Genomic DNA, 21,042 nt, shown 5'->3' with positions numbered 1-21,042 from the left:
CCTGAGACGGAGACCCAGTCCGTGGATCCCTGGTCTCCGGTGTAGCGGTAGATCCCGCCTGCTGAGTTGACGTGCCATACGGTGCCGTCGGCTGCTACGCCGATGTCGACGGCCTTGCCGGGGATGCCGACCCACGGGTTGGAGTCGTAGCCCGTGTACCGGTACATCTGGCCCAGGTCGTTCACACCCCAGACGTGGGTCCTGGATCCGACAGAGATCGAAGTGAGACCACCGGAGATGTTCTTCCAGTCAGCCATTCCTGTCCCCTTACCTCGAACGTTGCGAGGGGAATCTTGCTGCTCAGAAGGGCCGCCCAAACAGGCTGATATGTCGATGGGGTACAGAGATAATCCAAAAATCGCTGTTTGGTTGTCTTCGTCCCTTTGGGTGTCAGGGCGGTTGGTCCCCTCGCCCCACCACGAGGAGGCTGAATCTGCGGTAACCCACAAGGGAACACGAGCGGCGCCCGGACCCTGCGTCCCGTGTCGGCCCGGTTGGGCAGAGGCGACTCTGATCGGGGATGCCGATCCACGCCGTCGCACGTCGGGTACGCGGCGGCGCGCGTCTCACAAGGGCCGCGGGGCCCGGTCGTACCTGCGCATCAGGCCGGGGAGCCGTTCGGCTTCCGAGGTGTTGTGGGCGCGCACCTTCTCCAGCTCCCGCGCATGTGCGGCGATGGCGGCGTACTCGTACTCCGTCTCGACGGCGACGTTCACACCCAGCAGGTTCGTCCGCAGTTTGCAGGAGATGTCGGCGGTGGCGACGGCGACCTCCGCACGGCTCGGACCGGCGCTGCGCAGATCCCAGCGTGGATCCTCGATCGCCGCGTCGGGGTCGCGATAGGTGAACCCCTTGCCCCGCATGCAGGAGGACCATTTCCTGTTCACCGCCGCGACGCGGTGGTCGGAGCGCGAACGCTCGAATGCCTCGTGGCGAAGCCGGGCGACGAGGTCGTCGCCTTGCTGGGCCCCCGCCGGCCGCTCCCCGTACACGGTGCGCTCGGCGTACCCGGCACATCCGCCCTCGGGAACATCCTTGTTCCGGACGGGAGTTGTCAGCTTCCGGCCGTCGGGAGCGCGGCCCGACAGCACTTGGCGTTCCGGGACCGAGAGAGCGGTGGCGGACTGCGGGGCAGCGGCCCCGGACGGCTCTTCGCCGAGGTGGTATCCACGCTGCGCGGCGACGGTCCGCTCACTGATCCCGTAGCGGCGCGCATCGTATCCGCGCCAGGTCGCGACCGTGGTGCCGATGTAGTCGGCGGACAGGTGCGGAAGATAACGGAATTCGTAGCCGCGCATGCAGTGCTGTTGCACGCGGTAGACGAGGTACTCCCCGGTGGCCTGCTCCTCAAGCGTCGGCAGGTACGCGTTCAGCGGCAGCCGGAGACTTGCCGTGGTGGTCGGTGCCGGGGTGGCGACGGGCGTGCGGACGGCGGGTGCGGGTGGCGGTCCGCCGTCGCAGCCGGAGGTGAGGAACGAGGCGGCGAGCGCGCCGGCGGACAGCACGGCGAGCCATGCCGTACGGCGCCGGAACGCGGCCCGTTCCGTGTGCGCGAGTGGTGCTGCCACGATCAACTCCCCGATGAATGTGCTCTTCCGGTCGTCGGGCCGGGGCCCGTACGTCCCGCACCGCGAGCGGCGGCGGGACGTACGGGACGAGGCGGTTGCGCGGGTCCGGCTCAGGTGCAGCCGTCCACCCGGATCGATGCGTCGTTGTTGCGCAGGTCGGCGTTCAGGTTTCCGGCGTGCCCGGCGCGCAGCCAGTTGCGGTCGCCCTTGAAATCGGGGGAGTAGAAGACGGTGACGTGGCAGTTGGTGGTGTGGTTGCCCATGGAGGCGGCGTTGTTGCGCACCACCTGTCCGGCGCCCGCCGAGCCCGTGCCGTGGTTGGCGAACTTGTTGCCCGACAGGTTCGCGTCCGATGTCCCGCTCGGGGTCCAGCTCGCGTTGGTGAGGTTGGGGCTGTAGTAGAGGCACATGTAGGTGCCGCACGGCTGCCAGAACGACGACCAGGTGTCGATGTTCGTCGACTTGTCCGCAGCGGCAGCGGGTGTGGTTCCGAGTGCGGCGGCTCCGACCGCGGCCACGGCGGTGGCGACCAGGGCCGCCCGTTTCAGGGACAGGGCTCGTAACACGTTCATCTGTAACTCCTGTGGTTTTCGTGCGTGCGGATGGGCTGCCGGACACTCAGTTCCCGCAGCCGCGTGAACGGCTGCGGGAGCTCACCCCCGTCGGTCCGGTCTCGGCCCGGCGCGATCGATGCGCACAGGGCCGAATAGGTGCTTCCGTCCGGGGGTGGCCACGGCCACCCTCGAATGCGGTGCGTGTCCCATGGTCAGGACCGGGCCGGAGGACGGCGATGGATTCGGTTCTGACCGAACCGTGGGGCGGTGCCGGGAGAAGGCCGGGGCCGGGACGAGGGGGACACGGATGCTCACGGTGCGATTCACGCCCGAGGACCTGATGGGGGTGACGTTCGCCACCGGACCGGCGCCGCTGATGGAGCTGGTCCTGGTGGCCGCGATGGCCCAGCGTGACGTCTCGCCGGTCTTCGGGCGGTGGCAGCGCACGCTCCGGGCGGGCTTCCCGCGCGAGGCGCGCCGGCTGCTGGAGCTGGTGCCCCCGACGGCGACGGGACCGATGTTCCTCGACCCGTTGAGCCGAGGACTGGAGGACGGCCTCGACGCGGTCCTGTCGGCCCCCACGGACACCGTCCGCGCCGAACTGGACCGGGTGTGCCGGACGAGCCGTCGGGTCACCCCGTGGGTTCGCGGGCTGGCGGCTCGGGACAAGGCCGCCTGGCAGGAGCTGGAACAGGTGCTCCGGTCCGCGTACGCAGGCACGGTGGACCCGTCCTGGAGCCGCATCCGGTCAGGATTCGACGCCGAGCGCGCCTGGCGGACCCGGCACCTGGCCGAACACGGGATACGGGCCACGCTGGCCGGTCTCGTCCCCGGCGGTCGCTGGCAGGGGACGAGCCTGGTCCTCGACTGCGCCAAGCAGGCCGAGGTCACCCTGACCGGACACGGCCTCGTACTGCTGCCGTCCGCCGTGTGGGACGGCGCGCCGGTGATGGCCGTGCACGACGACTCCCCGAGCGTCTTCATCTACCCGGCGCTGACACCGCTGCCGCTGCTCCGCGCACACGACGGCGAGGACCATCCGCTGAGCGCACTGCTGGGACGGACCAGGGCCGCGGCTCTCGGCCTGCTCACCCAGCAGCTCACCACCACGGACATCGCGCGGGAACTGGACATCAGCAAGTCGTCGGCGTCCGAACACGCGAAGGCGCTCCGGGACGCACGCCTGATCGTCACCCAGCGCGAGGGCAAGGCGGTCTGGCACTCCTGCACCCCGCTGGGGCTGGACCTGCTCACCGGCTCGGCGCCGACTCGGTGAGGCGGCCCGTCGTGGGGTGGTGCCGTCGTGAGGTGTCCCGTCGTGACGCGGCGCCGACTCCGTGACGTGGCCCCGGCTCCCGGGGCGCGGCGCTGTTCCGGCAATGACGTGCACCCGTCATAATCCGAGGGCTGACCCCCACGGCAGACGGAGGCACCCCCGCATGAGCCCGTACACCGGTACACGTCGGAACTTCCTGGCCACCGCCCTCGGCGCGACCGCCGCCGTCGTGGCCGGCGGGGCGTCCGCCACCGCCGCCTCCCGGCAGGCCCGTACCACCCAGGACTGGATGGGCGGCATCGCCGACGCCACCGCGCTGCAACGCCTCACGATCCCCGGCTCGCACGACTCCGGCGCCCGCTACGGCGGCCCCTGGACCGAGTGCCAGAACACCACCATCGCCGAGCAGTTGAACAGCGGGCTGCGGTTCCTCGACGTACGGTGCCGGGTCACCGACGGCTCGTTCGCGATCCACCACGGAGCCTCGTACCAGAACCTGATGTTCGGCGATGTGCTCGGCGCCTGCTGGGACTTCCTGGCCGAACGGCCCACCGAGACCGTGCTGATGCGGGTCAAGCAGGAGTACTCCGAGGACAGCGACGCGACGTTCCGGGCGATCTTCGACGACTACCTCGACAACAGGGGGTGGCGACCGCTCTTCCGCATCGACCCCGCGCTGCCCGCGCTGGGCGAGGCCCGGGGCAAGGTGGTGCTGCTCGCCGACAACGGCGGGCTGCCCGGCGTCCGCTACGCCGATTCCGCGCTCTTCGACATCCAGGACGACTACATGGCGGAGCCGTTCGCCAAGTACCCGAAGATCGAGGGCCAGTTCCGCAAGGCCGCCCAGCAACCCGGGAAGCTGTACATGAACTACGTCAGCACCGCGGCCCTGCTGCCGCCGCGCTCGAACGCGGACCGCCTCAACCCGCAGGTCCACGCCTTCCTCGACGGCTCCGAGGCGGCCGGCTGGACCGGGCTCGGCATCGTCCCCCTGGACTTCCCCGCCACCCGGTCCGGCCTGGTGGAGTCGCTGATCCGGCACAACCCCGGAGCCTGAGCCCGACCCCGAGCCCACGCCGGGTCCTGGTCCGGGTCGCGGCCCCGGACCCGGTCCCGGCCCCGGGTCGGCCCCGGCCTCGACGAGACAGCCGCGGCGGCCGGGACCGCCCCATCCTCGCCGTTTGCGTTTCTTTCGAATTGTGCGATGCTTGGCTCATTCTCAAAGGAGACAGAGCCATGCACAGCACTGCTGAAGACCGAACTCTGCTGCCCGAGCACCGTGCGGAGATCGCTGAGCTCTGCGCGTTTCTGGACCGGACTCCGCAGGCCGAGGAACCGGCGCTCCTGCGCGGTCCCGACGGAACCTCTCGATCGCTGCCGCCCGAGGTCTACGAGGCGCTCATGGTGGTTGTGCGCGCCCTGTCCGAAGGCAAGGCGGTCACGGTCGCCCCGGTGAACACCACCCTGACCACGCAGGAGGCTGCGGATCTGCTCGGGGTCAGCAGGCCGACGTTCGTCAAGATCCTGGACGAGGGTGCTCTGCCCTTCTCCCGCCCGGGGCGTCATCGCAGAGTGCTGCTGGCTGACGTCCTGGACTACAGGGAGAAGCGCCGTACGCAGCGCCGCCGAGGACTGGACGAGTTGGTCGAGCTGACCGAGGAGTCCGGCCTCTACGACATCTGATTTCGCATAACACCGAGTTGCCGGGAGTGATGTGCAGCGCGTGGTTCTGGACACCTGTGTCCTCTTCCCGAACTATCTCAGGGACACCTTGCTGCGGCTGGCGGAAGCGGAGCTCTATGAACCGCTCTGGTCGGCCGACATCCTGGAGGAGCTGCGGCGCAACCTCGCGGAGAAGGTGGCTTCGACGACGGCCAAGAAGGTTGTCGAGACCATGGCGCGCGCTTTCCCCTGCAGCTCAGTGACGGGTTACGCGGGGCTCGTACCAGTGATGACGAATGAGCCGAAGGACCGCCATGTGCTCGCGGCAGCGGTCTGCGGGCAGGCGCATGCTGTGGTGACGCTCAACGTGAGGGATTTTCCGGCCTCGGCTGCGGACCCCTACGAAGTCGAGGTGCTCCATCCCGACGACTTTCTGCTCGACATGCTCGACCTTGCCCCGGTCGATGTGTCCTCAGTCCTGCGCAGGCAGGCCGCCGGCTACCAGCGCGACCCCCGTGACCTCCATGGGCTCCTGGACCGGCTTTCGGCCGGGGGCGCACCGCAGTTTGCCGCCGAGTTCCGCCGTCGGCTCTGATCCCTGCCGGTGCGGCCGGCCCCGGCCTCGACGAGACAGCCGCGGCGGCCGGGGCCGCCCGGGCCGTCTCAGTGCTCCGGCGGTGGCTGGGGCGCTCCCGGCATTCTGATCGACGCCACCGTGCCGTCGCCCTCCGCCGGGCTCAGGCCGACCTCGCCGCCCGACTGCTGGACGGTGCGGGCGACGATCGACAGGCCCAGGCCCGAGCCGGGGAGCTGGCGGGCGGACGGGGAGCGCCAGAAGCGTTCGAAGACATGGGGGAGGTCCTCGGCGGGGATGCCGGGGCCGTGGTCCCGTACCGTCAGCTCACCGTGGAGCAGCGCGACCTCGATCGTGCCGCCGGGGGGACTGAACTTCACCGCGTTGTCCAGGACGTTGACCACGGCCCGCTCCAGCGCCGCCGGCTCGGCCCGTACGTACCAAGGGGTCAGGTCGGCCCTGATCGTCAGCTCGGGGCCGCGCAGGCGGGCCCGCTCCAGGGCTGTGTCCGCGATGTCGTGCAGAGCGACGACCTGGAGGGGGCCGGGGTCCGCCGCGTCGGGACGGGCCAGTTCCTGGAGGTCACCGATGAGGGAGGCCAGTTCGGTCATCTGCGCCTTGACCGATGTCATCAGGGCCCTGCGGTCGTCCGGCGGGATGGCCCGGCCGGTGTCGTCGCTGCGGGAGAGGAGTTCGATGTTGGTGCGCAAGGACGTCAGCGGGGTCCGCAGTTCGTGACCCGCGTCCGCGATCAGCTGGGCCTGGCGGTCGCGGGAGCTGGCGAGGGAGGCGGTCATCGAGTTGAAGGAGCGGGACAGCCGGGCGATCTCGTCCTCGCCCTCGACCGGGATGCGGACGGTGAGGTCCTCGGTGCGGGCAACGTGCTCGACAGCCTCGGTGAGCTCGTCGACGGGGCGCAGCCCGGCACGGGCGACCCAGAGACCGGCCGCCCCCGCGCCGACGACGCCGATGCCGGAGACGAGCAGGAGCACCCAGGCGAGGGTGGAGAGCGGGTCGTCCACCTCGCTCAGCGGGCGGGCGATGGAGACGGCGATGTTGCCCGACGTCCTGCCGGGCTGAGGCGCGACATGCAGCGGGTACGTGTAGACACGCATCCTCGTCCCGTCCTCGTCCTTCGTCGAGTGCAGGGCGTAGGGCTGCCGCCCGTCGGCCACCGCGACGTCGGCGGTGCTCACGGAGAGCGGCGACGCGTCGGGCGCGATGCATACCGTGCCCTGGGCGTCGACGAGCTGAACGGTGTACCCGGTGAACGGATTGGGCAGCACCGAGGCGGTGCCGCGGCAGTAGGAGTACAGGTTCGTCAGGTACCTCTCGTCGACCTGCGAACTGCGCAGCGTGTTGTCCACCTGCCGGTCGAGCTGCGCCTTCGTCACGAACCAGCAGGCCAGCGCGACCGCCGCCACCGCGACCGCCACCGCCGTCGCCACCAGCAGCGCGAGCCGGGAGCGCAGCGGCAGGGCGCGGAGCCGGCGCAGGGCCCCGGTCATCCGTCACCGCCGCCGGAGCGGAGCGCGTAGCCGACACCGCGCACCGTGTGGACGAGCCGCGGTTCGCCGCCCGCCTCCGTCTTGCGGCGCAAATACATCACGTACACGTCCAGGGAGTTGGAGCTGGGCTCGAAGTCGAAGCCCCACACCGCCTTGAGGATCTGCTCGCGGGTCAGCACCTGCCGCGGGTGCGCCAGGAACATCTCCAGCAGGGTGAACTCGGTACGGGTCAGCTCGACCCGGCGCGAACCCCGGGCGACCTCGCGGGTGGCCAGGTTCATCCGCAGATCGGCGAAGGCCAGCACATGGTCGTCGGGGGCACCGCCGCCCGCCGCGGCCGCGTAGGAGCTGCGGCGCAGCAGGGCCCGGACGCGGGCGAAGAGCTCGTCCAGTTCGAAGGGCTTGACCAGGTAGTCGTCGGCGCCGGCGTCGAGACCGGTGACCCGGTCGCCGACGGTGTCGCGGGCGGTGAGCATCAGGATGGGGGTGGTGGTGCCGGCGGCACGGAGCCGGCGGGCCGCCGTCAGCCCGTCCATCCGCGGCATCTGGATGTCGAGGACGATGAGGTCGGGGGCGTACCCGTCGGCCTTGGCGAGGGCGTCGAGGCCGTCGACGGCGACCTCGGTGCCGTACCCCTCGAACGCGAGGCTGCGCTGCAGGGCCTCGCGTACGGCGGGCTCGTCGTCGACGATCAGGATGCGCTGCGGATCGTCTTCGGCGGGGCTCATCGCTCGTGTCCTCTTCTCGTTCCGGGCGTCGGGACTGCTCTCAGCCTCGCACGGCCGCGGCACGGCGTCGCGCGGCCCGGCGCTTGCGGCTCGCGGGAGTACGGGTCGTACGGATCTCGGGGGCGCGGGTGGCCCCGCCGGCCCCGCGCGCGGTCAGTTCCGTGACGAGGGCGAGCGGCAGGGCCAGGTCCGCCGGGCCGGTGGGGGTGTGCGAGGGATGGTGGTGCATGGGTCTCTCTCCTCAGGAGCCGTTGCCGGCCCGCAGGGTGGCGAGGTCGGCCTTGAGTGTGTTCACGGGGATGGCGAAGCCGAGGCCCACGCTGCCCGCGCTGCTGGATCCGCTGGACGAACTCGCCGAGTACATCGCGGAGTTGATGCCGATGATCTCGCCGTTCATGTTGATGAGCGCGCCACCGGAGTTACCGGGGTTGAGCGAGGCGTCGGTCTGGATGGCCTTGTACGTGGTCGTGGAGCTGCCGGTGTCGCCGTTGAACTGCTGACCCCCGAACTCGAACGGCCACTGCTGGCCACCGCCCTGCCCGTACTGGCCCTGGCTCTGGTCCTGGCCGCTGCTCTCCTCCTTGGCGACCGTGACATCACGGTCGAGGGCGGAGACGATGCCGCTGGTGACGGTGCCGGTGAGGCCCTCCGGCGAGCCGATCGCGACGACCTGGTCACCGACCGCGACCGCCGAGGAGTCGCCCAGCGTGGCCGTCTTCAGCCCGCTCGCCCCCTGGAGCTTGATGAGGGCGAGGTCCTTGTCGGCGTCGGTGCCGACGACCTCCGCGGTGTACGTCTTGCCCGTGCTGAGCGTCACCTTGATCGACGAGGCGCCGGAGATGACGTGGTTGTTGGTGACGATCTCGCCGTCGGACGTGATGACCACGCCGGAGCCGGTGGACTCGCCCGCGTTCGACGTCGCGTTGATCTCGACGATCATCGGCGAGACGGCCTTGGCCACTCCCGAGACGGTGCCCTTGCTGCTCTGCGAGACGGTGGTGCCGGGGATGACGCTGCTGCCCGTGCCGTTCGCGTCGTTGCCGACGAGCCGGCTGATGAAGGTGGCGGTGCCGCCGCCGATGACGGCCGCCGCGATGGCCACGGCCGCCAGGAGGGCCACCGGCCGCCCGGCCCGGCGCCGGGGTGCGGCGGGCCCGGGCGCGGGCTGCGGGAGGGCGGAGCCGTAACCACCGTCGCCGCCGCCGTAGCCGTTGTCGCCGCCGTAACCACCGTCGCCGCCGCCGTAACCACCGTCCGGGCTGCCGTGCCCGGTGGTTCCGGGGCCGGGCCACACGGTGGTTCCGGGGCCCGTCGCGATCGGCTGCACGGGCTGGTGGGGCGGCGGCGGCGGGTAGGACGCGTCACCGTTGCCGTACGAGGGGTACATCGGGTACTCGCCGCTCGGGCGCTGGCTCTCTGTCATGTCCTAGAGCCTGTGCGCCGAACATGAGAGAAGCCTGAGCACGTGCTGAGAAGCCCGGCAGAACCTCGTATGCCCCATATAAGGAAGCGGGCCCGACACAAGGAAGCGGGCCCGACACAAGGAAGCGGGCCCGACAAGGAAGCGGGCCCGCGTGGGACACCGCCCGCGCCGGCCTGCCTACCGTGCCGCCGCCGCCACCGGCTCCCCGCAGCCGCACGACCGCCGTACCACCAGCGCCGACGGGAACTGCTTCAGCCGCTCGCGCCGCGACCCCGCCACGCGCAGCGAGTCGTCGAGCACCAGGTCCACGGCCGCCCGTGCCATCGCCGGCCGGTCCGAGGAGACCGTTGTCAGCGGAGGGTCGGTCAGACCGGCTTCCTTCACGTCGTCGAAGCCCGCCACCGCGAGCTCCTCGGGCACATCGATCCGCAGCTCACGCGCGGCCCGCAGCACACCGATGGCCTGGTCGTCCGTCGAGCAGAAGATCGCCGGCGGTCGGTCCGGCCCCGCCAGCAGCTTCAGAGCCACCTGATAGGCGTCGTAACGGTTGTACGGGGCCTGGAAGAGCCGGCCCTCCGTCGAGCGTCCCGACTCGTGCATCGCCCGGCGCCACCCCTCGACGTGGTCGGCGACCGGGTCGCCGACGGCCGGGGTCGACTCCACGCCGCCGAGGCACGCCACGTACGCGTTGCCGTGCTCCAGCAGATGGCGGGTGGCGAGCTGGGCGCCGCCGACGTCGTCCGTGACGACCGCGACGTCGTCGATCGCCTCGGGCCGCTCGTGCAGCAGGACGACCCGCGCGTCCCACGCCTCGATCTCGGCCGCCGCCGACTCGCTGGGGCCCTGGCTGACCAGGATCAGTCCGGACACCCGCATGCCGAGGAAGGCCCGCAGGTAGTGGACCTCGCGCTCGTCGCGGTAGTCGGAGTTGCCGACGAGCACCATCTTCCCGCGCTCGGCGGCGGCCTGTTCGACCGCGTGCGCCATCTCTGCGAAGAAGGGCTGCCGGGCGTCCGGCACGATCATCCCTATGAGGTCGGTCCGCCGCGAGGCCATGGCCTGGGCGACCCGGTCGGGCCGGTAACCCAGCTCCTTGATCGCGGCGAGCACCCGCTCGCGCGTGGCCGGGGCGACCGGCCGGGGTCCGTTGTTGATGACGTAGCTGACGACCGCGGTCGACGTACCCGCCAGTCTCGCCACATCGTCCCGCGTCACCTTGGCCACGCGCGGCAGTCTACGCGGATGGATCGGGCGGATGACAGGTGGATCCGGCCCGATCCATCAGCCCCGCGTTACCGGTTGGCCGGCCGGACCGGTGCCTCGTCCGCGGACCGGACCGACGCCGGCTGCTCCGGACGGGCCGCGGCCTCGGCGGCCGGTTCCGTCGCGGCGTGCGCCTTGGCCTCCTCGGCGGCGCGCTCGGCCTTCTCCGCCTTCTCGGCCTTCTCCGCCTTCTCGGCCTTGTCTGCCTTGTCTGGCTTCTCCGGCGTGACGAAGCGGTAGCCGACGTTGCGGACCGTGCCGATCAGCGACTCGTGCTCGGGGCCGAGCTTGGCGCGCAGCCGTCGCACATGGACGTCGACCGTCCGCGTACCGCCGAAGTAGTCGTAGCCCCAGACCTCCTGGAGCAGCTGGGCGCGGGTGAAGACCCGGCCGGGGTGCTGCGCCAGATATTTGAGCAGCTCGAACTCCTTGAAGGTCAGGTCCAGGACCCGGCCCTTCAGCTTCGCGCTGTAGGTCGCCTCGTCGACCGAAAGATCGCCGTTGCGGATCTCCATCGGGGAGTCGTCGGAGCCGAGCTGCTGCCGGCCCGTGGCCAGCCGCAGCCGGGCCTCGACCTCGGCAGGCCCTGCCGTGTCCAGCAGTACGTCGTCGATGCCCCAGTCGGCGGTGACGGCCGCGAGACCGCCCTCCGTCACGACGAGGATCAGCGGACAGCCCGGTCCCGTGGAGCGCAGCAGCTGGCACAGCGACCGCACCTGCGGCAGGTCGCGGCGCCCGTCGATCAGGATGACGTCGGCACCGGGGGTGTCGACGAGGGCGGGGCCTTCGGCCGGCGCCACCCGCACGCTGTGCAGCAGGAGACCGAGAGCCGGAAGCACCTCCGTCGACGGCTGAAGGGCATTCGTAAGAAGCAGCAGTGAACTCATCGCCGCCCACCTGCCTGCGTCGGCGGTCGATGATCGTGCACGGGTTGCTCGCCCATTACGTCGGTCCTCCTCGTTCCCTGCGAGAGGGGCACTCCCGGGCTTTGGCCCGGGGGAGTATGCGGCACTTCTTCGTACGTGTGGTGCTGGCTTTCGCCCTGCTTGCCGTACGACGTTCGTCATACGGGTTTTACGGGTGCGGCCCCGCGCCCTGGGACCGCTGAGCTTGTGGAAACGCTGTCGTAACAACGTCCGGAAAGCACAAAAGGATCCGGGGGCTGCTTTGCCCGGATCCTCTTCCCAGCAGAATAGCCCACATGAGTTCAGTGTCCGAGGGGCGATATCGGAGTTCCTCTGTTTCCTTGATCACGCCCGGCCCCCTGCGCACCACATTGCGGACCGATGACGGGGTCCGTATCGAGGCGGTGTACGAGCCGTGTACGGCAGAAGCCGGTACCGCTGCGGAAACATCCTTCGACGGTACCGCGATCGTGGTCGCGCACGGCTTCACCGGATCGGCGGACCGGCCCGCGGTGCGGCGCGCTGCGGGGGTGTTTGCCCAGCGTGCGGCCGTGATCACGTTTTCCTTCCGGGGGCACGGCGCCTCCGGCGGGAGGTCGACGGTGGGGGACCGCGAGGTGCTGGATCTGGCGGCCGCGGTGCGGTGGGCGCGCTCGCTGGGGCACCGGCGGATCGTGACCGTGGGGTTTTCCATGGGCGGTTCCGTGGTGCTGCGGCACGGAGCGCTGTATACGGAACAGGCGGTGTCCGGCGTGGACGCCGGTGGTGCCGCCGAGCCCGAGCGGCCGGTCGAGGGGGGTACGTCCGCGCACGCGGACGCGGTGGTGGCCGTGAGCGCCCCCGCCCGCTGGTACTACCGGGGCACGGCTCCGATGCGCCGCCTGCACTGGCTGGTCACCCGGCCCACCGGCCGCCTGGTCGGCCGTTACGGGTTCGGCACCCGGATCGACCGCGACGAATGGAATCCGGTGCCGCTCCCGCCGGTCGATGCGGCCGGGCTGATCGCCCCGGCCCCGCTGCTGATCGTGCACGGCGACCAGGACCCGTACTTCCCGCTGGACCACCCCCGGATGCTGGCCGCCGCGGCGGGCGACGGCGCCGAGCTGTGGCTGGAACGCGGCATGGGCCATGCCGAGAACGCCGCGGACGAGAACCTGCTCGGCCGCATCGGGGACTGGGCGGTGACGCCGTGACCCATGATGGACAGCTGACGCGAGACGAGAGGAGCGTCGCCATGCCGGCCGGAACGATCCGCTACTGGGCCGCGGCCAAGGCCGCCGCCGGGACCGCGGAGGAGCCGTACACAGCCGCGACCCTCGCCGAGGCGCTCGACGCGATGCGCGAGCGGCACCCCGGTGAGCTCACCCGAGTGCTGCAAAGGTGCTCGTTCCTCATCGACGGTGACCCCGTGGGAACCCGCGGGCATGAGACCGTACGCCTTGCCGAGGGCGGCACGGTCGAGGTGCTCCCGCCGTTCGCAGGAGGGTGAACCGCAGCACATGAGCAGCAACGATCAGCAGCATCCGTACGGACAGGACCCGGGCCACGGGTACGGGCCAGGGCCCGGGCACGACCCGGTCGACGGCCGGTCCCAGCAGCCCGCACAGCCCGCACAGCCTTACGGACAGCAGCCCGCGCCGTCGTACGGGGAGCAGGCGTACGGCGCACCGTCCTATGACGCGCGGTCGTACGGTGAGGCGCAGGCGCATGGAGACGGTTCGTACGGGGACGGTTCGTACGGGGCCGGTTCGTACGGCGACCCGACCCATGTCCGGCAGGCGTACGGGAGCCAGTCCTACGGGAGCGAGTCCTACGGTGCGCAGGCGTACGGCCGGCAGGCCCCGTACGCGGACCCGCATCAGGCGCCGCACGCAGCGTACGACCCGCGTCAGGCCCCGCAGGGAGCCGGGACGGACCCCGGGTCCGCGTGGCCGACCGGGGCCACGGGATCCGCGCCGGAGCCCGCCGCGCACGGTCCTCGGGATCCCGGCGTCGCGCAGACCTGGGAGGGCCAGACCTGGGACACCCAGTACCAGCCGACCTTCCAGTCCTCCCGGTCGGCGCAGTCCGCCCAGCCGGGCCCGCCGGTGCAGCAGCCCGTTCCGGCCGAGCCCGGGACCGCCGGGACCGCCGGTACGCCGCGTCCGCAGCCGCTGGGCGCCTCCGGCTCCTACCCGGCCCACCCGCTGCCTCCTGAGGCCCCGGCCCGGCCCGTCACCGCCGAGCCGGCCGGTGCCACCGCGTCCGCGCCCGACGCCACCCAGTACGGCGCACCCACCACCCTGGGCAACAGCCGCATCACCGACGCCCAGCGGGCCCGCGCCGAGGGCCGCTCGCCGATCATCGCGCCGGGCATGCAGCCCGCCGGGATCACCGCGGTGCTCGGGCTGCTGCTCGCCCTCGGCGCCGCGATCGGTCCGTACGCCCTGGCCGTGCCGCTGGTGCTGCTCCAGGGCGTGACCGCGGCAGGCTGGTTCCGGCTCAACGGCATGTGGCCGGCCCGGCAGGGCATCGCACTCGCCTTCGCCGGTGGCCTCGTCGCCGACATCGCGCTGCTCGCCGCGGGCCGCGAGAACGCGCCGGCCGCCATCCTCGGCACCCTCGGCATCTGGGTGCTGCTCACCGTCGTCCTCCAACTGCGCAGCCACGCGAGCGCCGACGAACGGATGCAGGGGCTGATGGCCACCGTCGCGTCGGCCGCCCTCTCCGTGCTGGCCGCCGGACACCTCGCGGCGGTCCCGGACGCGGTGACGGTGGGCGGCGCGGCCGTCGCGGTCGCGGCGCTCGTCCGTGCGCTGCCGCTGCCCGGACCGGCGTCGGTCGTGGTGGCGCTGCTCGCCGCCGCGGGCGCCGGTGCGGTGGCGGGGGCGTTCACCGACTTCGGTACGGAGGGCGCGCTGCTCGGGTTCGCGGCGGGCGGCTGCGCACTGATCGGGCTCCGGGTGGCGAGTTACGACTATCCGTCGCGGTTCGTCCACATGACGGCCGGGGTGGCGCTGCCGCTCACCGCCGCGGCCCCCGCCGTGTATCTGATCGGCCGCGCGCTCTCGTAACACCGGCCACTGCCGCCCCTTGGGAACCGAAGAGGGGGGTCCGGTCGTCGATCACCCCGGGCGCGCCGTGCACCCATCGTGGACGCACGGGCGCCAGGGGTTCGGCCGGATGCAGGGTGGGGGAGAAGCGGGCATGCGCGCACTGCGGATACTGCTGGTCATAGTGGTCGTTCTGGGCGGGATCTTCGTCGCCGTCGACCGGGTGGCGGTGTACTTCGCCGAGTCGGAGGTCGAGGGGCGGGTCCAGGTCAGCGGCGCCACGCTCGGTTCGACGGACGTCTCCATCAAGGGATTCCCGTTCCTCACGCAGGTCGCCGGATCGCAGCTCGACGAGGTCGACATCGAGATCACCGGCATCGAGACCGACAGCAACGGCCACAGGATCCGGATCAGCCGGATGAACGCCGCGCTGCACGAGGTGGAACTGGCCGACGGCTACTCCAGTGCCACGGCCGCCCGGGCCACCGGAACCGCCGTCATCTCGTACGAGGACCTGACCAAGGCCGCCAGCGACGGCGTCGTCGTCGCATACGGCGGCGACAGCAAGGTGAAGGTGACCGGCACGGTCGACATCCTCGGCAGCCCGCTCACGCGCAGTGTCCGCTCCACCGTCACCCTCGTCGACGGACACACCATCAAGGTGCACGCGGACAAGGTGCCCGGTGAGGGCATCCCGGGGCTGGAGGGCCTGGTGCGCAAGAAGACCGACTTCGAGCGGGAGGTCGGGGGCCTGCCCAGCGGCCTGAAGCTGGAGAAGATCGAGCCGACCGCCAAGGGCCTGGAGATCTCGGTCGTCGGCACGGATGTGCGGCTCGCCGGATAGATCCGGGCCGGACGGGGCAGGCAGTCCCTCGGGCCCTCGGCGCCCCCGCGCCCCACAGGGCCCCGCGCACGGCCACGCACAGGGCCACGCACAGGGCCCCGCACCCCATATGACCCGGTGCCCCACATAGTGAGACGGCTGCGTCCGATCCGCAGATGACCGACGGGCGCCGGTGGCGGCGAGCGGTGCGGAGTGCGCCCTTCCTCGTATGTCGTCTCATCTTACGGACGATCGCGTCTCATCATGCGACACGGCGGTGACATGTCCGCCCGTACCTCCTTACGATCGGTCCCATGCAGTGCTCTATGGGCGGTCTCCCGCAGGGGGGACGGGCGGATCTCACGAAGCGGCGGGCAGTGGACCTGTGCCGCGTCGCCGCCATGCTCTGTCGCACTGTCTGAGCGGGAGCCTTCGGCGCCCCGCGTTCCCCAGGCCCTTCGACCGGTGTCAGGGCCCATTCCGATCGCCTGTGCACGTGCGCCGCATCCTGCGCCGCCGTACATCCGCATCACGCACCGTCTCGCATCATCTCGCCGCAAACTGCCCCGGAGGAGAACAGAATGAGCCGCAGTGACGTCCTGGTAGACGCCGACTGGGTCGAGGCCCACATCGAGGACCCGCAGGTCGCTCTCGTCGAGGTCGACGAGGACACCTCGGCGTACGAGAAGAACCACATCAAGAACGCGATCCGGATCGACTGGACCAAGGACCTCCAGGACCCGGTCCGCCGTGACTTCATCGACCAGGCCGGCTTCGAGAAGCTGCTGTCCGAGAAGGGCATCGGCAACGACACCACGGTCGTCCTGTACGGCGGCAACAACAACTGGTTCGCGTCCTACGCGTTCTGGTACTTCAAGCTCTACGGTCACCAGGACGTCCGGCTGCTCGACGGCGGCCGCAAGAAGTGGGAGCTCGACTCCCGCGACCTGGTCGACGGCGACGAGGTCCCGTCCCGCCCGGCCACGGAGTACAAGGCCAAGGCGCAGGACGAGTCGATCCGCGCCTACCGCGACGACGTCGTGAAGGCGATCGGCAGCCAGAACCTGGTCGACGTGCGGTCGCCCGACGAGTTCAGCGGCAAGCTGCTCGCCCCGGCGCACCTCCCGCAGGAGCAGTCGCAGCGCCCCGGCCACGTGCCGTCCGCCCGCAACATCCCGTGGTCGAAGAACGCCAACGACGACGGCACCTTCAAGTCGGACGACGAGCTCAAGGCGCTCTACGAGGGCGAGCAGGTCGACCTCGCGAAGGACACCATCGCGTACTGCCGCATCGGCGAGCGCTCCGCGCTCACCTGGTTCGTGCTGCACGAGCTGCTCGGCCAGGAGAACGTCAAGAACTACGACGGTTCGTGGACCGAGTACGGCTCCCTCGTGGGCGTGCCGATCGAGCTCGGCGCCAACAAGTAACTCCGCACGACCCCGGACCAGCACGACCCCCGACCAGAAGGACAGAACATGTGTGGAGCAAAGGCCGGTGGCCCCGACGCTTCGACCATCAAGCCCGGTGAGACCACCATCCAGGGCAGCGTGACCCGCAACGGTGAGCCCGTCACCGGTTACGTGCGCCTGCTGGACTCGACGGGTGAGTTCACCGCGGAGGTCCCGACCTCGGCGACCGGACAGTTCCGCTTCTACGCGGCCGAGGGCACGTGGACGCTGCGCGCCCTCGTCCCCGGCGGCAGCGCCGACCGCACGGTCGTGGCGCAGACCGGTGGTCTCTCCGAGGTCGCGATCGCCGTCTAGTACGGAGCGCGGGACGCCGAAGGCCACCGGCCCGGAGCCTCGCGACGCTTTACCGGCCGAAGGGCCGTACCCCAGGGGTTGGACGCCTTCTGAAACGGGGTACGGCCCTTCGTGCCGTTCCCGGCGGCGGCGACGGGCCTACGCTTGAGGTATGTACGCGCGGCGCCGTCGCGGCTATTTCCTGATGATGGGCGGTTGCATCGTCCTCTTCGTATCGGCCTGGGCCTTCGTCCGGCTGTGGTCGATGCCCGCCGCGATAGGGATGTGCGTCGTCGCGATGGTCATTCCGCCCCTGGCGGCCATGGTCGCCAACCGTCGGGGCCCGGAGGACCGCTGGTGGGACGACCCGTCGGGCGACCCGAAGTCCGACGAGTGGTGGGACGAACTCGACGGCAAGAAGCGCCGGTAGCGGGTACGAGCGTCGGTAGCAAGTACGGGCGCCGGCAGCGGGTACGGGCGGCGGGTGCGGGCGGCGACGGGCCGTGGGCACGGGCCGCGGTGGCGGGGACGGCGCGGGCGACTCACGGGTACGGCGCGGGCGACTCAGTAGACGAGGGCCTGGACGTCCTCGGCCATGATCTCGCTGACGAAGACCTGGGCCCCCGCGATGCGCACGCCCTCCAGGACATCCTGTTCGGTGATGTCGCGCCGGGCCGCGCACTGGGTGCACAGCGTGATCTGCCCGCCCGCCTGGATCGACTCGATCAGATCCGGCAGCGGCGCGGCGTGCGGCAGTTCGAACTCCGCGGCGCGTCCCGGCAGAGCGAACCACGAGGATTCCCCGGTCAGCCAGAGCGAGACCTCCACGCCACTGGCGACGGCGACCGCGGCCACCGTGAACGCCTGCGAGCAGCGCTCGGCTGAGTCGGCACCGGCAGTCACCTTGATCACGAGCTTCTTCGGCATATGCCGAACTGTAATCGTCGCCAGGGCAACCTCATCGCCCCGGCGGCAGTCAGGTGGGTGCGCGGATACGGAATCAGCGCCTCTGGTCTCGTGGGGGGACCCCAATTGGAACCGAAAGACACTACTTCTGACGGGCCGGCCGAGCCGCTCGCCGCGAAGGAGATACCGGCCGACGCCGTGGCGCCACCGCTGACGGGAGAGACACCGGAACCTGCCCCGGCCGCCGAACCCGCGCCCGCGCCTGCTGCTCCGCCTGCTGCTCCGCCTGCTGCTGATCCTGCCGTCGCCGCGCCCCGCGCGAGGCGTCCGCGTGGGCGTACGACCCTGCTGATCGCCGCTGCCGCCGTGCTCGGCATCGCAGGCGGCACCGCGGTGGGCCTCGACATCCAGGCCGGAAGGGCTCCGACGCCGCTGCCGGCTCTGTCGCAGCCCGATCTGGCGTATCCGGCGAAGTCCCTGCCCGCGGGCAAGGCCCCGGATCCGCTGCCCGCCTCCGAGGACCGGCAGGTGAGGACGAGCGGCGACCTGCGCAAGCTGATCATCGGCAGGCCCTCGGGCTGGAGAGAGAACACGTCGCTGCTGAGGCCGAGCAGCGGTTGGCTCGGTGTGGACAACTACGCCCGCACGTACGAGGAGCCGAGCTCCATGTACGAGTACTTCGTGGAGTCCGACGTCCGCCGGATCGCCACAGCTTCCTGGGAGCGCGGAACGTACGGGGAGGCGCTGATCACGCTCGTGCAGTTCCGTTCGAGCTACACCGTGGCGTCCGCCGACTTCGCCGAGGGCCAGCACGCCTACATGCCCGGCACCGCCCACGGCGCGGGGAACGTCGGACATCCGATCAAGGGCAGCGGCAACGGCCGCTACTACGTCTACGCCGTCGACCGGAAGCCCGGCTACCTGCCCGCCTACCAGGCCAGGGCCATCATGCAGCGCGGCGACATCGTGGCCGACATCTACCTCTACGACACCAAACCGATCAGCAAGAAGGACATCCGCACGCTGGCCGAACGACAGCTGGAGCGCCTGTGAGCGACGTGACCACACCGGAGACACCTGTGAACGACGTGACCACGCCGGAGACGACTCAGGAGGCGACGCCCGCCGGTCAGGACGTGACGCCCACCGGTCAGGACGTGACGTCCGCCGGGAACGTCGACGCTCCGGGGACCGCCGCCCCGCTTTCCCCGGCCATCCCCGGCCGGGCGCGCCGGGTGATCCTCACGGCGCTCCCCGCCGCCCTGGTTCTCGCGACGGTCGGCGGTGCGGTCGCGTACACCAGGGCGGCGGTGGACACTGCCGACCGCAGCGTCAGCACCCGACTCTGGCAGCAGCCCGCGAAGGACGAGCGTCCCGGCAAGGACCCCGCCGGTGACACGGCCCGGGGGCGTGCCTCGACCGAGCTCAGCAAGCTGCTGCTGCCGGTTCCGAGCGGTTACCGGCTCGGCCCGGACGTCAGGGAGCTGGGCAACGACGGCGAGCAGAGCGGAAAGAAGGCCGCCGCCGCGGTGAAGGAGAACGCGCACGGCCTTGCGGGCAAGCAGCGACGGGCCTACGAGAAGCAGGTCGACAAGCTCCGTATCGAGGGCACCGCTGTCCGTTCCTACGCATCGGACAGCAACGACCTGCTGGTGGACACCCAGATCGTGCGGATGAAGGACAAGAAGGCCGTCCGCAGCCTCCACAACGCCAGGGTGGAACTCTTCGAGGCCATCGGCATCTTCCGTCAGGGGCCCAAGATCCAGGGGCACACGAAGAACGCCAAGTGCTTCGTCCCGGCCAAGAGCGACAAGGACTCCGTCCAGTCCATGGAGTGCACGGCGTTCGACGGCGAGCTGAGCATCAGCGTCTCGGCGTCCGGCATCCGCCCCTTCGACCGGGCGGCCGTCGCCGAGCTGCTGAAGGACCAGCTCAACCACATCACGTCCCCGGGGGAGTACGTATGACCGAGCAGACGACGGAAACGCCCCACGCGCCCGGTACCCCGGCCGGTACCGAACCCGTGGCGCCGACCGGTACCGAACCCGGGGCGCCCGCCGGTACCGAGCCCGCCGCCCTGGCCGGAACCGAACCGGCCGGAACCGAACCGGCCGGAACCGAACCGGCCGGAACCGAACCGGCCGGAACCGAACCGGCCGGAACCGAACCCGCCGGTACCGTGCCCGCCGTGCCCGCCGACAGCGTCGCTCCCGCACCGCAGGTGCCCGGGCATCCTCCGGCCCCGCCGCTGCCGACCGAGTCGCCCAGGTCGCCCAGGCCGCCCCGGCGCGTCCTGCGCGCCGTCGCCCGATGGACCGTCGCCGTCCTGGTCCTCGGAGGGCTCGGTGCCGGTACGGCCCTCGGCATCACCTCGATGGAGCGCACCGACGTGCCGGGCCTGGCCACCGAGAGCGACGGCCGCTGGGACTATCCCGAGCTGAGCCTGCCCGCGCTCCCGGCCGGTTCGCCCCGACCGTTCAGCGAGAGCAATGTCGCCGAGATCCACCACGCCGACCTGCGGCGTCTCCTGCTGCCCGCCCCGGCCGGAGCAACCGTGGACGACAAGGAGCTCGACGGCGGCTGGGTGAGTACGGAGCAGTACCTCTCCGCGTACGCGAAGGACGAGCGCTCCGACATCGCGCAGGTGCTGAAGGACTCCGCTCCGCGGCACGTCGCCGCCCGCGGCTGGACCATGCCGGACGGCACATCGACCCGGATCTATCTCCTCCAGTTCAACTCGACGGCCTTCGCCCAGTACTTCAGGGACGCGATCACCGAGGACGACCCCTCCGGGGTGCCGCTCGCCGGGACGTCCGAGACGGCCATCGACGAAGACTGGAAGGGCGCCGGCAAGGTGGAGGGGACCGCGTCGTACGTGTACAGCGAGCAGAAGCCGTACGGCGAGGCACAGGTCCGCCACGGCTACGTGGTCGCCGGCGACACGCTCGCCCTCGTCGTGCAGTCCCGCAAGGGCAAGGACGGCACTCCGAGCGTTCCGTTCCACCAGACGCTGATCCTGCAGAACCAGCTGCTCGGCTGACCTGCCCTTCCGCGGCTCCCGGGCAAACCCCGAACCGA

General features: G+C 71.0%; 25 protein-coding genes. 15 read left to right on the top strand and 10 right to left on the bottom strand.

What is annotated here, in order from left to right; all coding sequences use genetic code 11:
- From ACFVUT_RS30715 to ACFVUT_RS30705, 3 genes are all read right to left on the bottom strand, one after another.
- On the bottom strand, positions 1-257 hold a 257-nt coding region (locus ACFVUT_RS30715), incomplete at its 3' end, for a tectonin domain-containing protein (protein ID WP_389671080.1).
- Between the two features lie 309 nt (positions 258-566).
- Entirely contained in the window at positions 567-1,568 is a 1,002-nt protein-coding gene (locus ACFVUT_RS30710; RefSeq protein ID WP_389656552.1) for a hypothetical protein, read from the bottom strand.
- A 110-nt stretch (positions 1,569-1,678) separates the two neighbouring features.
- Positions 1,679-2,140: a hypothetical protein gene (locus tag ACFVUT_RS30705; protein WP_389656549.1), complete on the bottom strand. Its 462-nt coding sequence runs from the start codon at positions 2,138-2,140 to the stop codon at positions 1,679-1,681.
- 289 nt (positions 2,141-2,429) lie between these two features.
- Here ACFVUT_RS30705 and ACFVUT_RS30700 point away from each other — a divergent pair, with 289 nt between their 5' ends.
- The 4 genes from ACFVUT_RS30700 (at position 2,430) to ACFVUT_RS30685 (ending at position 5,655) form a co-directional block, all read left to right on the top strand.
- Positions 2,430-3,398: an ArsR/SmtB family transcription factor gene (locus tag ACFVUT_RS30700; protein WP_389656546.1), complete on the top strand. Its 969-nt coding sequence runs from the start codon at positions 2,430-2,432 to the stop codon at positions 3,396-3,398.
- A 163-nt stretch (positions 3,399-3,561) separates the two neighbouring features.
- Positions 3,562-4,455: a phosphatidylinositol-specific phospholipase C gene (locus tag ACFVUT_RS30695; RefSeq protein ID WP_389656543.1), complete on the top strand. Its 894-nt coding sequence runs from the start codon at positions 3,562-3,564 to the stop codon at positions 4,453-4,455.
- Between the two features lie 179 nt (positions 4,456-4,634).
- On the top strand, positions 4,635-5,081 hold the full coding sequence (locus tag ACFVUT_RS30690) for a helix-turn-helix domain-containing protein (RefSeq protein ID WP_389656540.1): 447 nt from the start codon (positions 4,635-4,637) through the stop codon (positions 5,079-5,081).
- 40 nt (positions 5,082-5,121) lie between these two features.
- Entirely contained in the window at positions 5,122-5,655 is a 534-nt protein-coding gene (locus tag ACFVUT_RS30685) for a putative toxin-antitoxin system toxin component, PIN family (RefSeq protein WP_389656537.1), read from the top strand.
- Positions 5,656-5,723: 68 nt separating this feature from the next.
- Here the strand turns inward: ACFVUT_RS30685 and ACFVUT_RS30680 are convergent, their stop codons facing one another.
- The 6 genes from ACFVUT_RS30680 to ACFVUT_RS30655 form a co-directional block, all read right to left on the bottom strand.
- Positions 5,724-7,142: a sensor histidine kinase gene (locus tag ACFVUT_RS30680; RefSeq protein ID WP_389656534.1), complete on the bottom strand. Its 1,419-nt coding sequence runs from the start codon at positions 7,140-7,142 to the stop codon at positions 5,724-5,726.
- Positions 7,139-7,870 (bottom strand): response regulator transcription factor, encoded by a 732-nt coding sequence (locus ACFVUT_RS30675; protein WP_389656531.1) that lies wholly within the window; start codon positions 7,868-7,870, stop codon positions 7,139-7,141. Before ACFVUT_RS30675 ends, ACFVUT_RS30680 begins: the two co-directional genes overlap by 4 nt.
- Positions 7,871-7,910: 40 nt before the next feature.
- Positions 7,911-8,099, bottom strand: a complete 189-nt coding sequence (locus ACFVUT_RS30670; protein ID WP_389656528.1) for a hypothetical protein — start codon at positions 8,097-8,099, stop codon at positions 7,911-7,913.
- A 12-nt stretch (positions 8,100-8,111) separates the two neighbouring features.
- The gene (locus ACFVUT_RS30665) at positions 8,112-9,293 is read right to left on the bottom strand and encodes a S1C family serine protease (protein WP_389656525.1); all 1,182 of its coding nucleotides are present in this window, start codon (positions 9,291-9,293) and stop codon (positions 8,112-8,114) included.
- 177 nt (positions 9,294-9,470) lie between these two features.
- Positions 9,471-10,517, bottom strand: coding sequence for a LacI family DNA-binding transcriptional regulator (locus ACFVUT_RS30660; RefSeq protein WP_389656522.1), 1,047 nt, complete (start codon positions 10,515-10,517; stop codon positions 9,471-9,473).
- Between the two features lie 68 nt (positions 10,518-10,585).
- Positions 10,586-11,443 carry a response regulator transcription factor gene (locus tag ACFVUT_RS30655; RefSeq protein WP_389656519.1) on the bottom strand — a complete coding sequence of 286 codons (858 nt, stop codon included), beginning with the start codon at positions 11,441-11,443 and terminating at the stop codon, positions 10,586-10,588.
- A 314-nt stretch (positions 11,444-11,757) separates the two neighbouring features.
- Here ACFVUT_RS30655 and ACFVUT_RS30650 point away from each other — a divergent pair, with 314 nt between their 5' ends.
- The 8 genes from ACFVUT_RS30650 (at position 11,758) to ACFVUT_RS30615 (ending at position 17,488) form a co-directional block, all read left to right on the top strand.
- Positions 11,758-12,654, top strand: coding sequence for an alpha/beta hydrolase (locus ACFVUT_RS30650; protein ID WP_389656516.1), 897 nt, complete (start codon positions 11,758-11,760; stop codon positions 12,652-12,654).
- Between the two features lie 41 nt (positions 12,655-12,695).
- Positions 12,696-12,950 (top strand): MoaD/ThiS family protein, encoded by a 255-nt coding sequence (locus tag ACFVUT_RS30645; protein ID WP_389656513.1) that lies wholly within the window; start codon positions 12,696-12,698, stop codon positions 12,948-12,950.
- Positions 12,951-12,960: 10 nt separating this feature from the next.
- Positions 12,961-14,514 (top strand): hypothetical protein, encoded by a 1,554-nt coding sequence (locus ACFVUT_RS30640; protein WP_389656510.1) that lies wholly within the window; start codon positions 12,961-12,963, stop codon positions 14,512-14,514.
- A 133-nt stretch (positions 14,515-14,647) separates the two neighbouring features.
- The gene (locus ACFVUT_RS30635; RefSeq protein ID WP_389656507.1) at positions 14,648-15,337 is read left to right on the top strand and encodes a DUF2993 domain-containing protein; all 690 of its coding nucleotides are present in this window, start codon (positions 14,648-14,650) and stop codon (positions 15,335-15,337) included.
- Between the two features lie 293 nt (positions 15,338-15,630).
- Entirely contained in the window at positions 15,631-15,738 is a 108-nt protein-coding gene (locus ACFVUT_RS30630; protein WP_389656504.1) for a putative leader peptide, read from the top strand.
- A 159-nt stretch (positions 15,739-15,897) separates the two neighbouring features.
- Positions 15,898-16,743, top strand: coding sequence for a sulfurtransferase (locus tag ACFVUT_RS30625; RefSeq protein WP_389656501.1), 846 nt, complete (start codon positions 15,898-15,900; stop codon positions 16,741-16,743).
- Between the two features lie 48 nt (positions 16,744-16,791).
- A complete protein-coding gene (locus tag ACFVUT_RS30620) occupies positions 16,792-17,079 on the top strand; it encodes a DUF1416 domain-containing protein (RefSeq protein ID WP_148837139.1) in 288 nt (95 codons plus the stop codon).
- 151 nt (positions 17,080-17,230) lie between these two features.
- The gene (locus ACFVUT_RS30615; RefSeq protein ID WP_389656496.1) at positions 17,231-17,488 is read left to right on the top strand and encodes a DUF3099 domain-containing protein; all 258 of its coding nucleotides are present in this window, start codon (positions 17,231-17,233) and stop codon (positions 17,486-17,488) included.
- A 134-nt stretch (positions 17,489-17,622) separates the two neighbouring features.
- Here the strand turns inward: ACFVUT_RS30615 and ACFVUT_RS30610 are convergent, their stop codons facing one another.
- A complete protein-coding gene (locus ACFVUT_RS30610; RefSeq protein ID WP_389656493.1) occupies positions 17,623-17,985 on the bottom strand; it encodes a DsrE family protein in 363 nt (120 codons plus the stop codon).
- A gap of 105 nt (positions 17,986-18,090) precedes the next feature.
- Between ACFVUT_RS30610 and ACFVUT_RS30605 the strand changes: the two genes are divergently transcribed.
- The 3 genes from ACFVUT_RS30605 to ACFVUT_RS30595 are packed head-to-tail and all read left to right on the top strand — an operon-like array spanning position 18,091 to position 21,004.
- A complete protein-coding gene (locus ACFVUT_RS30605; protein ID WP_389656490.1) occupies positions 18,091-19,017 on the top strand; it encodes a hypothetical protein in 927 nt (308 codons plus the stop codon).
- A complete protein-coding gene (locus tag ACFVUT_RS30600; protein ID WP_389656487.1) occupies positions 19,014-19,931 on the top strand; it encodes a hypothetical protein in 918 nt (305 codons plus the stop codon). The genes ACFVUT_RS30605 and ACFVUT_RS30600 overlap by 4 nt, the downstream gene beginning before the upstream one ends.
- The gene (locus ACFVUT_RS30595) at positions 19,928-21,004 is read left to right on the top strand and encodes a hypothetical protein (protein ID WP_389656484.1); all 1,077 of its coding nucleotides are present in this window, start codon (positions 19,928-19,930) and stop codon (positions 21,002-21,004) included. Before ACFVUT_RS30600 ends, ACFVUT_RS30595 begins: the two co-directional genes overlap by 4 nt.
- Positions 21,005-21,042 lie beyond the last annotated feature (38 nt).

This window comes from Streptomyces sp. NPDC058051 (assembly GCF_042885475.1).
GTDB lineage: Bacteria > Actinomycetota > Actinomycetes > Streptomycetales > Streptomycetaceae > Streptomyces.
The sequence above is the reverse complement of the archived record's forward strand: the minus strand, read 5'-3'. Positions and strand labels throughout refer to the sequence as shown.

Coding starts and splice junctions, on each gene's coding strand:
- ACFVUT_RS30705 (WP_389656549.1), bottom strand. CDS start 2,140: ATGAACGTGTTACGAGCCCTGTCCCTGAAACGGGCGGCCCTGGTCGCC.
- ACFVUT_RS30700 (WP_389656546.1), top strand. CDS start 2,430: ATGCTCACGGTGCGATTCACGCCCGAGGACCTGATGGGGGTGACGTTC.
- ACFVUT_RS30695 (WP_389656543.1), top strand. CDS start 3,562: ATGAGCCCGTACACCGGTACACGTCGGAACTTCCTGGCCACCGCCCTC.
- ACFVUT_RS30690 (WP_389656540.1), top strand. CDS start 4,635: ATGCACAGCACTGCTGAAGACCGAACTCTGCTGCCCGAGCACCGTGCG.
- ACFVUT_RS30680 (WP_389656534.1), bottom strand. CDS start 7,142: ATGACCGGGGCCCTGCGCCGGCTCCGCGCCCTGCCGCTGCGCTCCCGG.
- ACFVUT_RS30675 (WP_389656531.1), bottom strand. CDS start 7,870: ATGAGCCCCGCCGAAGACGATCCGCAGCGCATCCTGATCGTCGACGAC.
- ACFVUT_RS30670 (WP_389656528.1), bottom strand. CDS start 8,099: ATGCACCACCATCCCTCGCACACCCCCACCGGCCCGGCGGACCTGGCC.
- ACFVUT_RS30665 (WP_389656525.1), bottom strand. CDS start 9,293: ATGACAGAGAGCCAGCGCCCGAGCGGCGAGTACCCGATGTACCCCTCG.
- ACFVUT_RS30655 (WP_389656519.1), bottom strand. CDS start 11,443: ATGAGTTCACTGCTGCTTCTTACGAATGCCCTTCAGCCGTCGACGGAG.
- ACFVUT_RS30650 (WP_389656516.1), top strand. CDS start 11,758: ATGAGTTCAGTGTCCGAGGGGCGATATCGGAGTTCCTCTGTTTCCTTG.
- ACFVUT_RS30645 (WP_389656513.1), top strand. CDS start 12,696: ATGCCGGCCGGAACGATCCGCTACTGGGCCGCGGCCAAGGCCGCCGCC.
- ACFVUT_RS30640 (WP_389656510.1), top strand. CDS start 12,961: ATGAGCAGCAACGATCAGCAGCATCCGTACGGACAGGACCCGGGCCAC.
- ACFVUT_RS30635 (WP_389656507.1), top strand. CDS start 14,648: ATGCGCGCACTGCGGATACTGCTGGTCATAGTGGTCGTTCTGGGCGGG.
- ACFVUT_RS30630 (WP_389656504.1), top strand. CDS start 15,631: ATGCAGTGCTCTATGGGCGGTCTCCCGCAGGGGGGACGGGCGGATCTC.
- ACFVUT_RS30625 (WP_389656501.1), top strand. CDS start 15,898: ATGAGCCGCAGTGACGTCCTGGTAGACGCCGACTGGGTCGAGGCCCAC.
- ACFVUT_RS30620 (WP_148837139.1), top strand. CDS start 16,792: ATGTGTGGAGCAAAGGCCGGTGGCCCCGACGCTTCGACCATCAAGCCC.
- ACFVUT_RS30615 (WP_389656496.1), top strand. CDS start 17,231: ATGTACGCGCGGCGCCGTCGCGGCTATTTCCTGATGATGGGCGGTTGC.
- ACFVUT_RS30610 (WP_389656493.1), bottom strand. CDS start 17,985: ATGCCGAAGAAGCTCGTGATCAAGGTGACTGCCGGTGCCGACTCAGCC.
- ACFVUT_RS30595 (WP_389656484.1), top strand. CDS start 19,928: ATGACCGAGCAGACGACGGAAACGCCCCACGCGCCCGGTACCCCGGCC.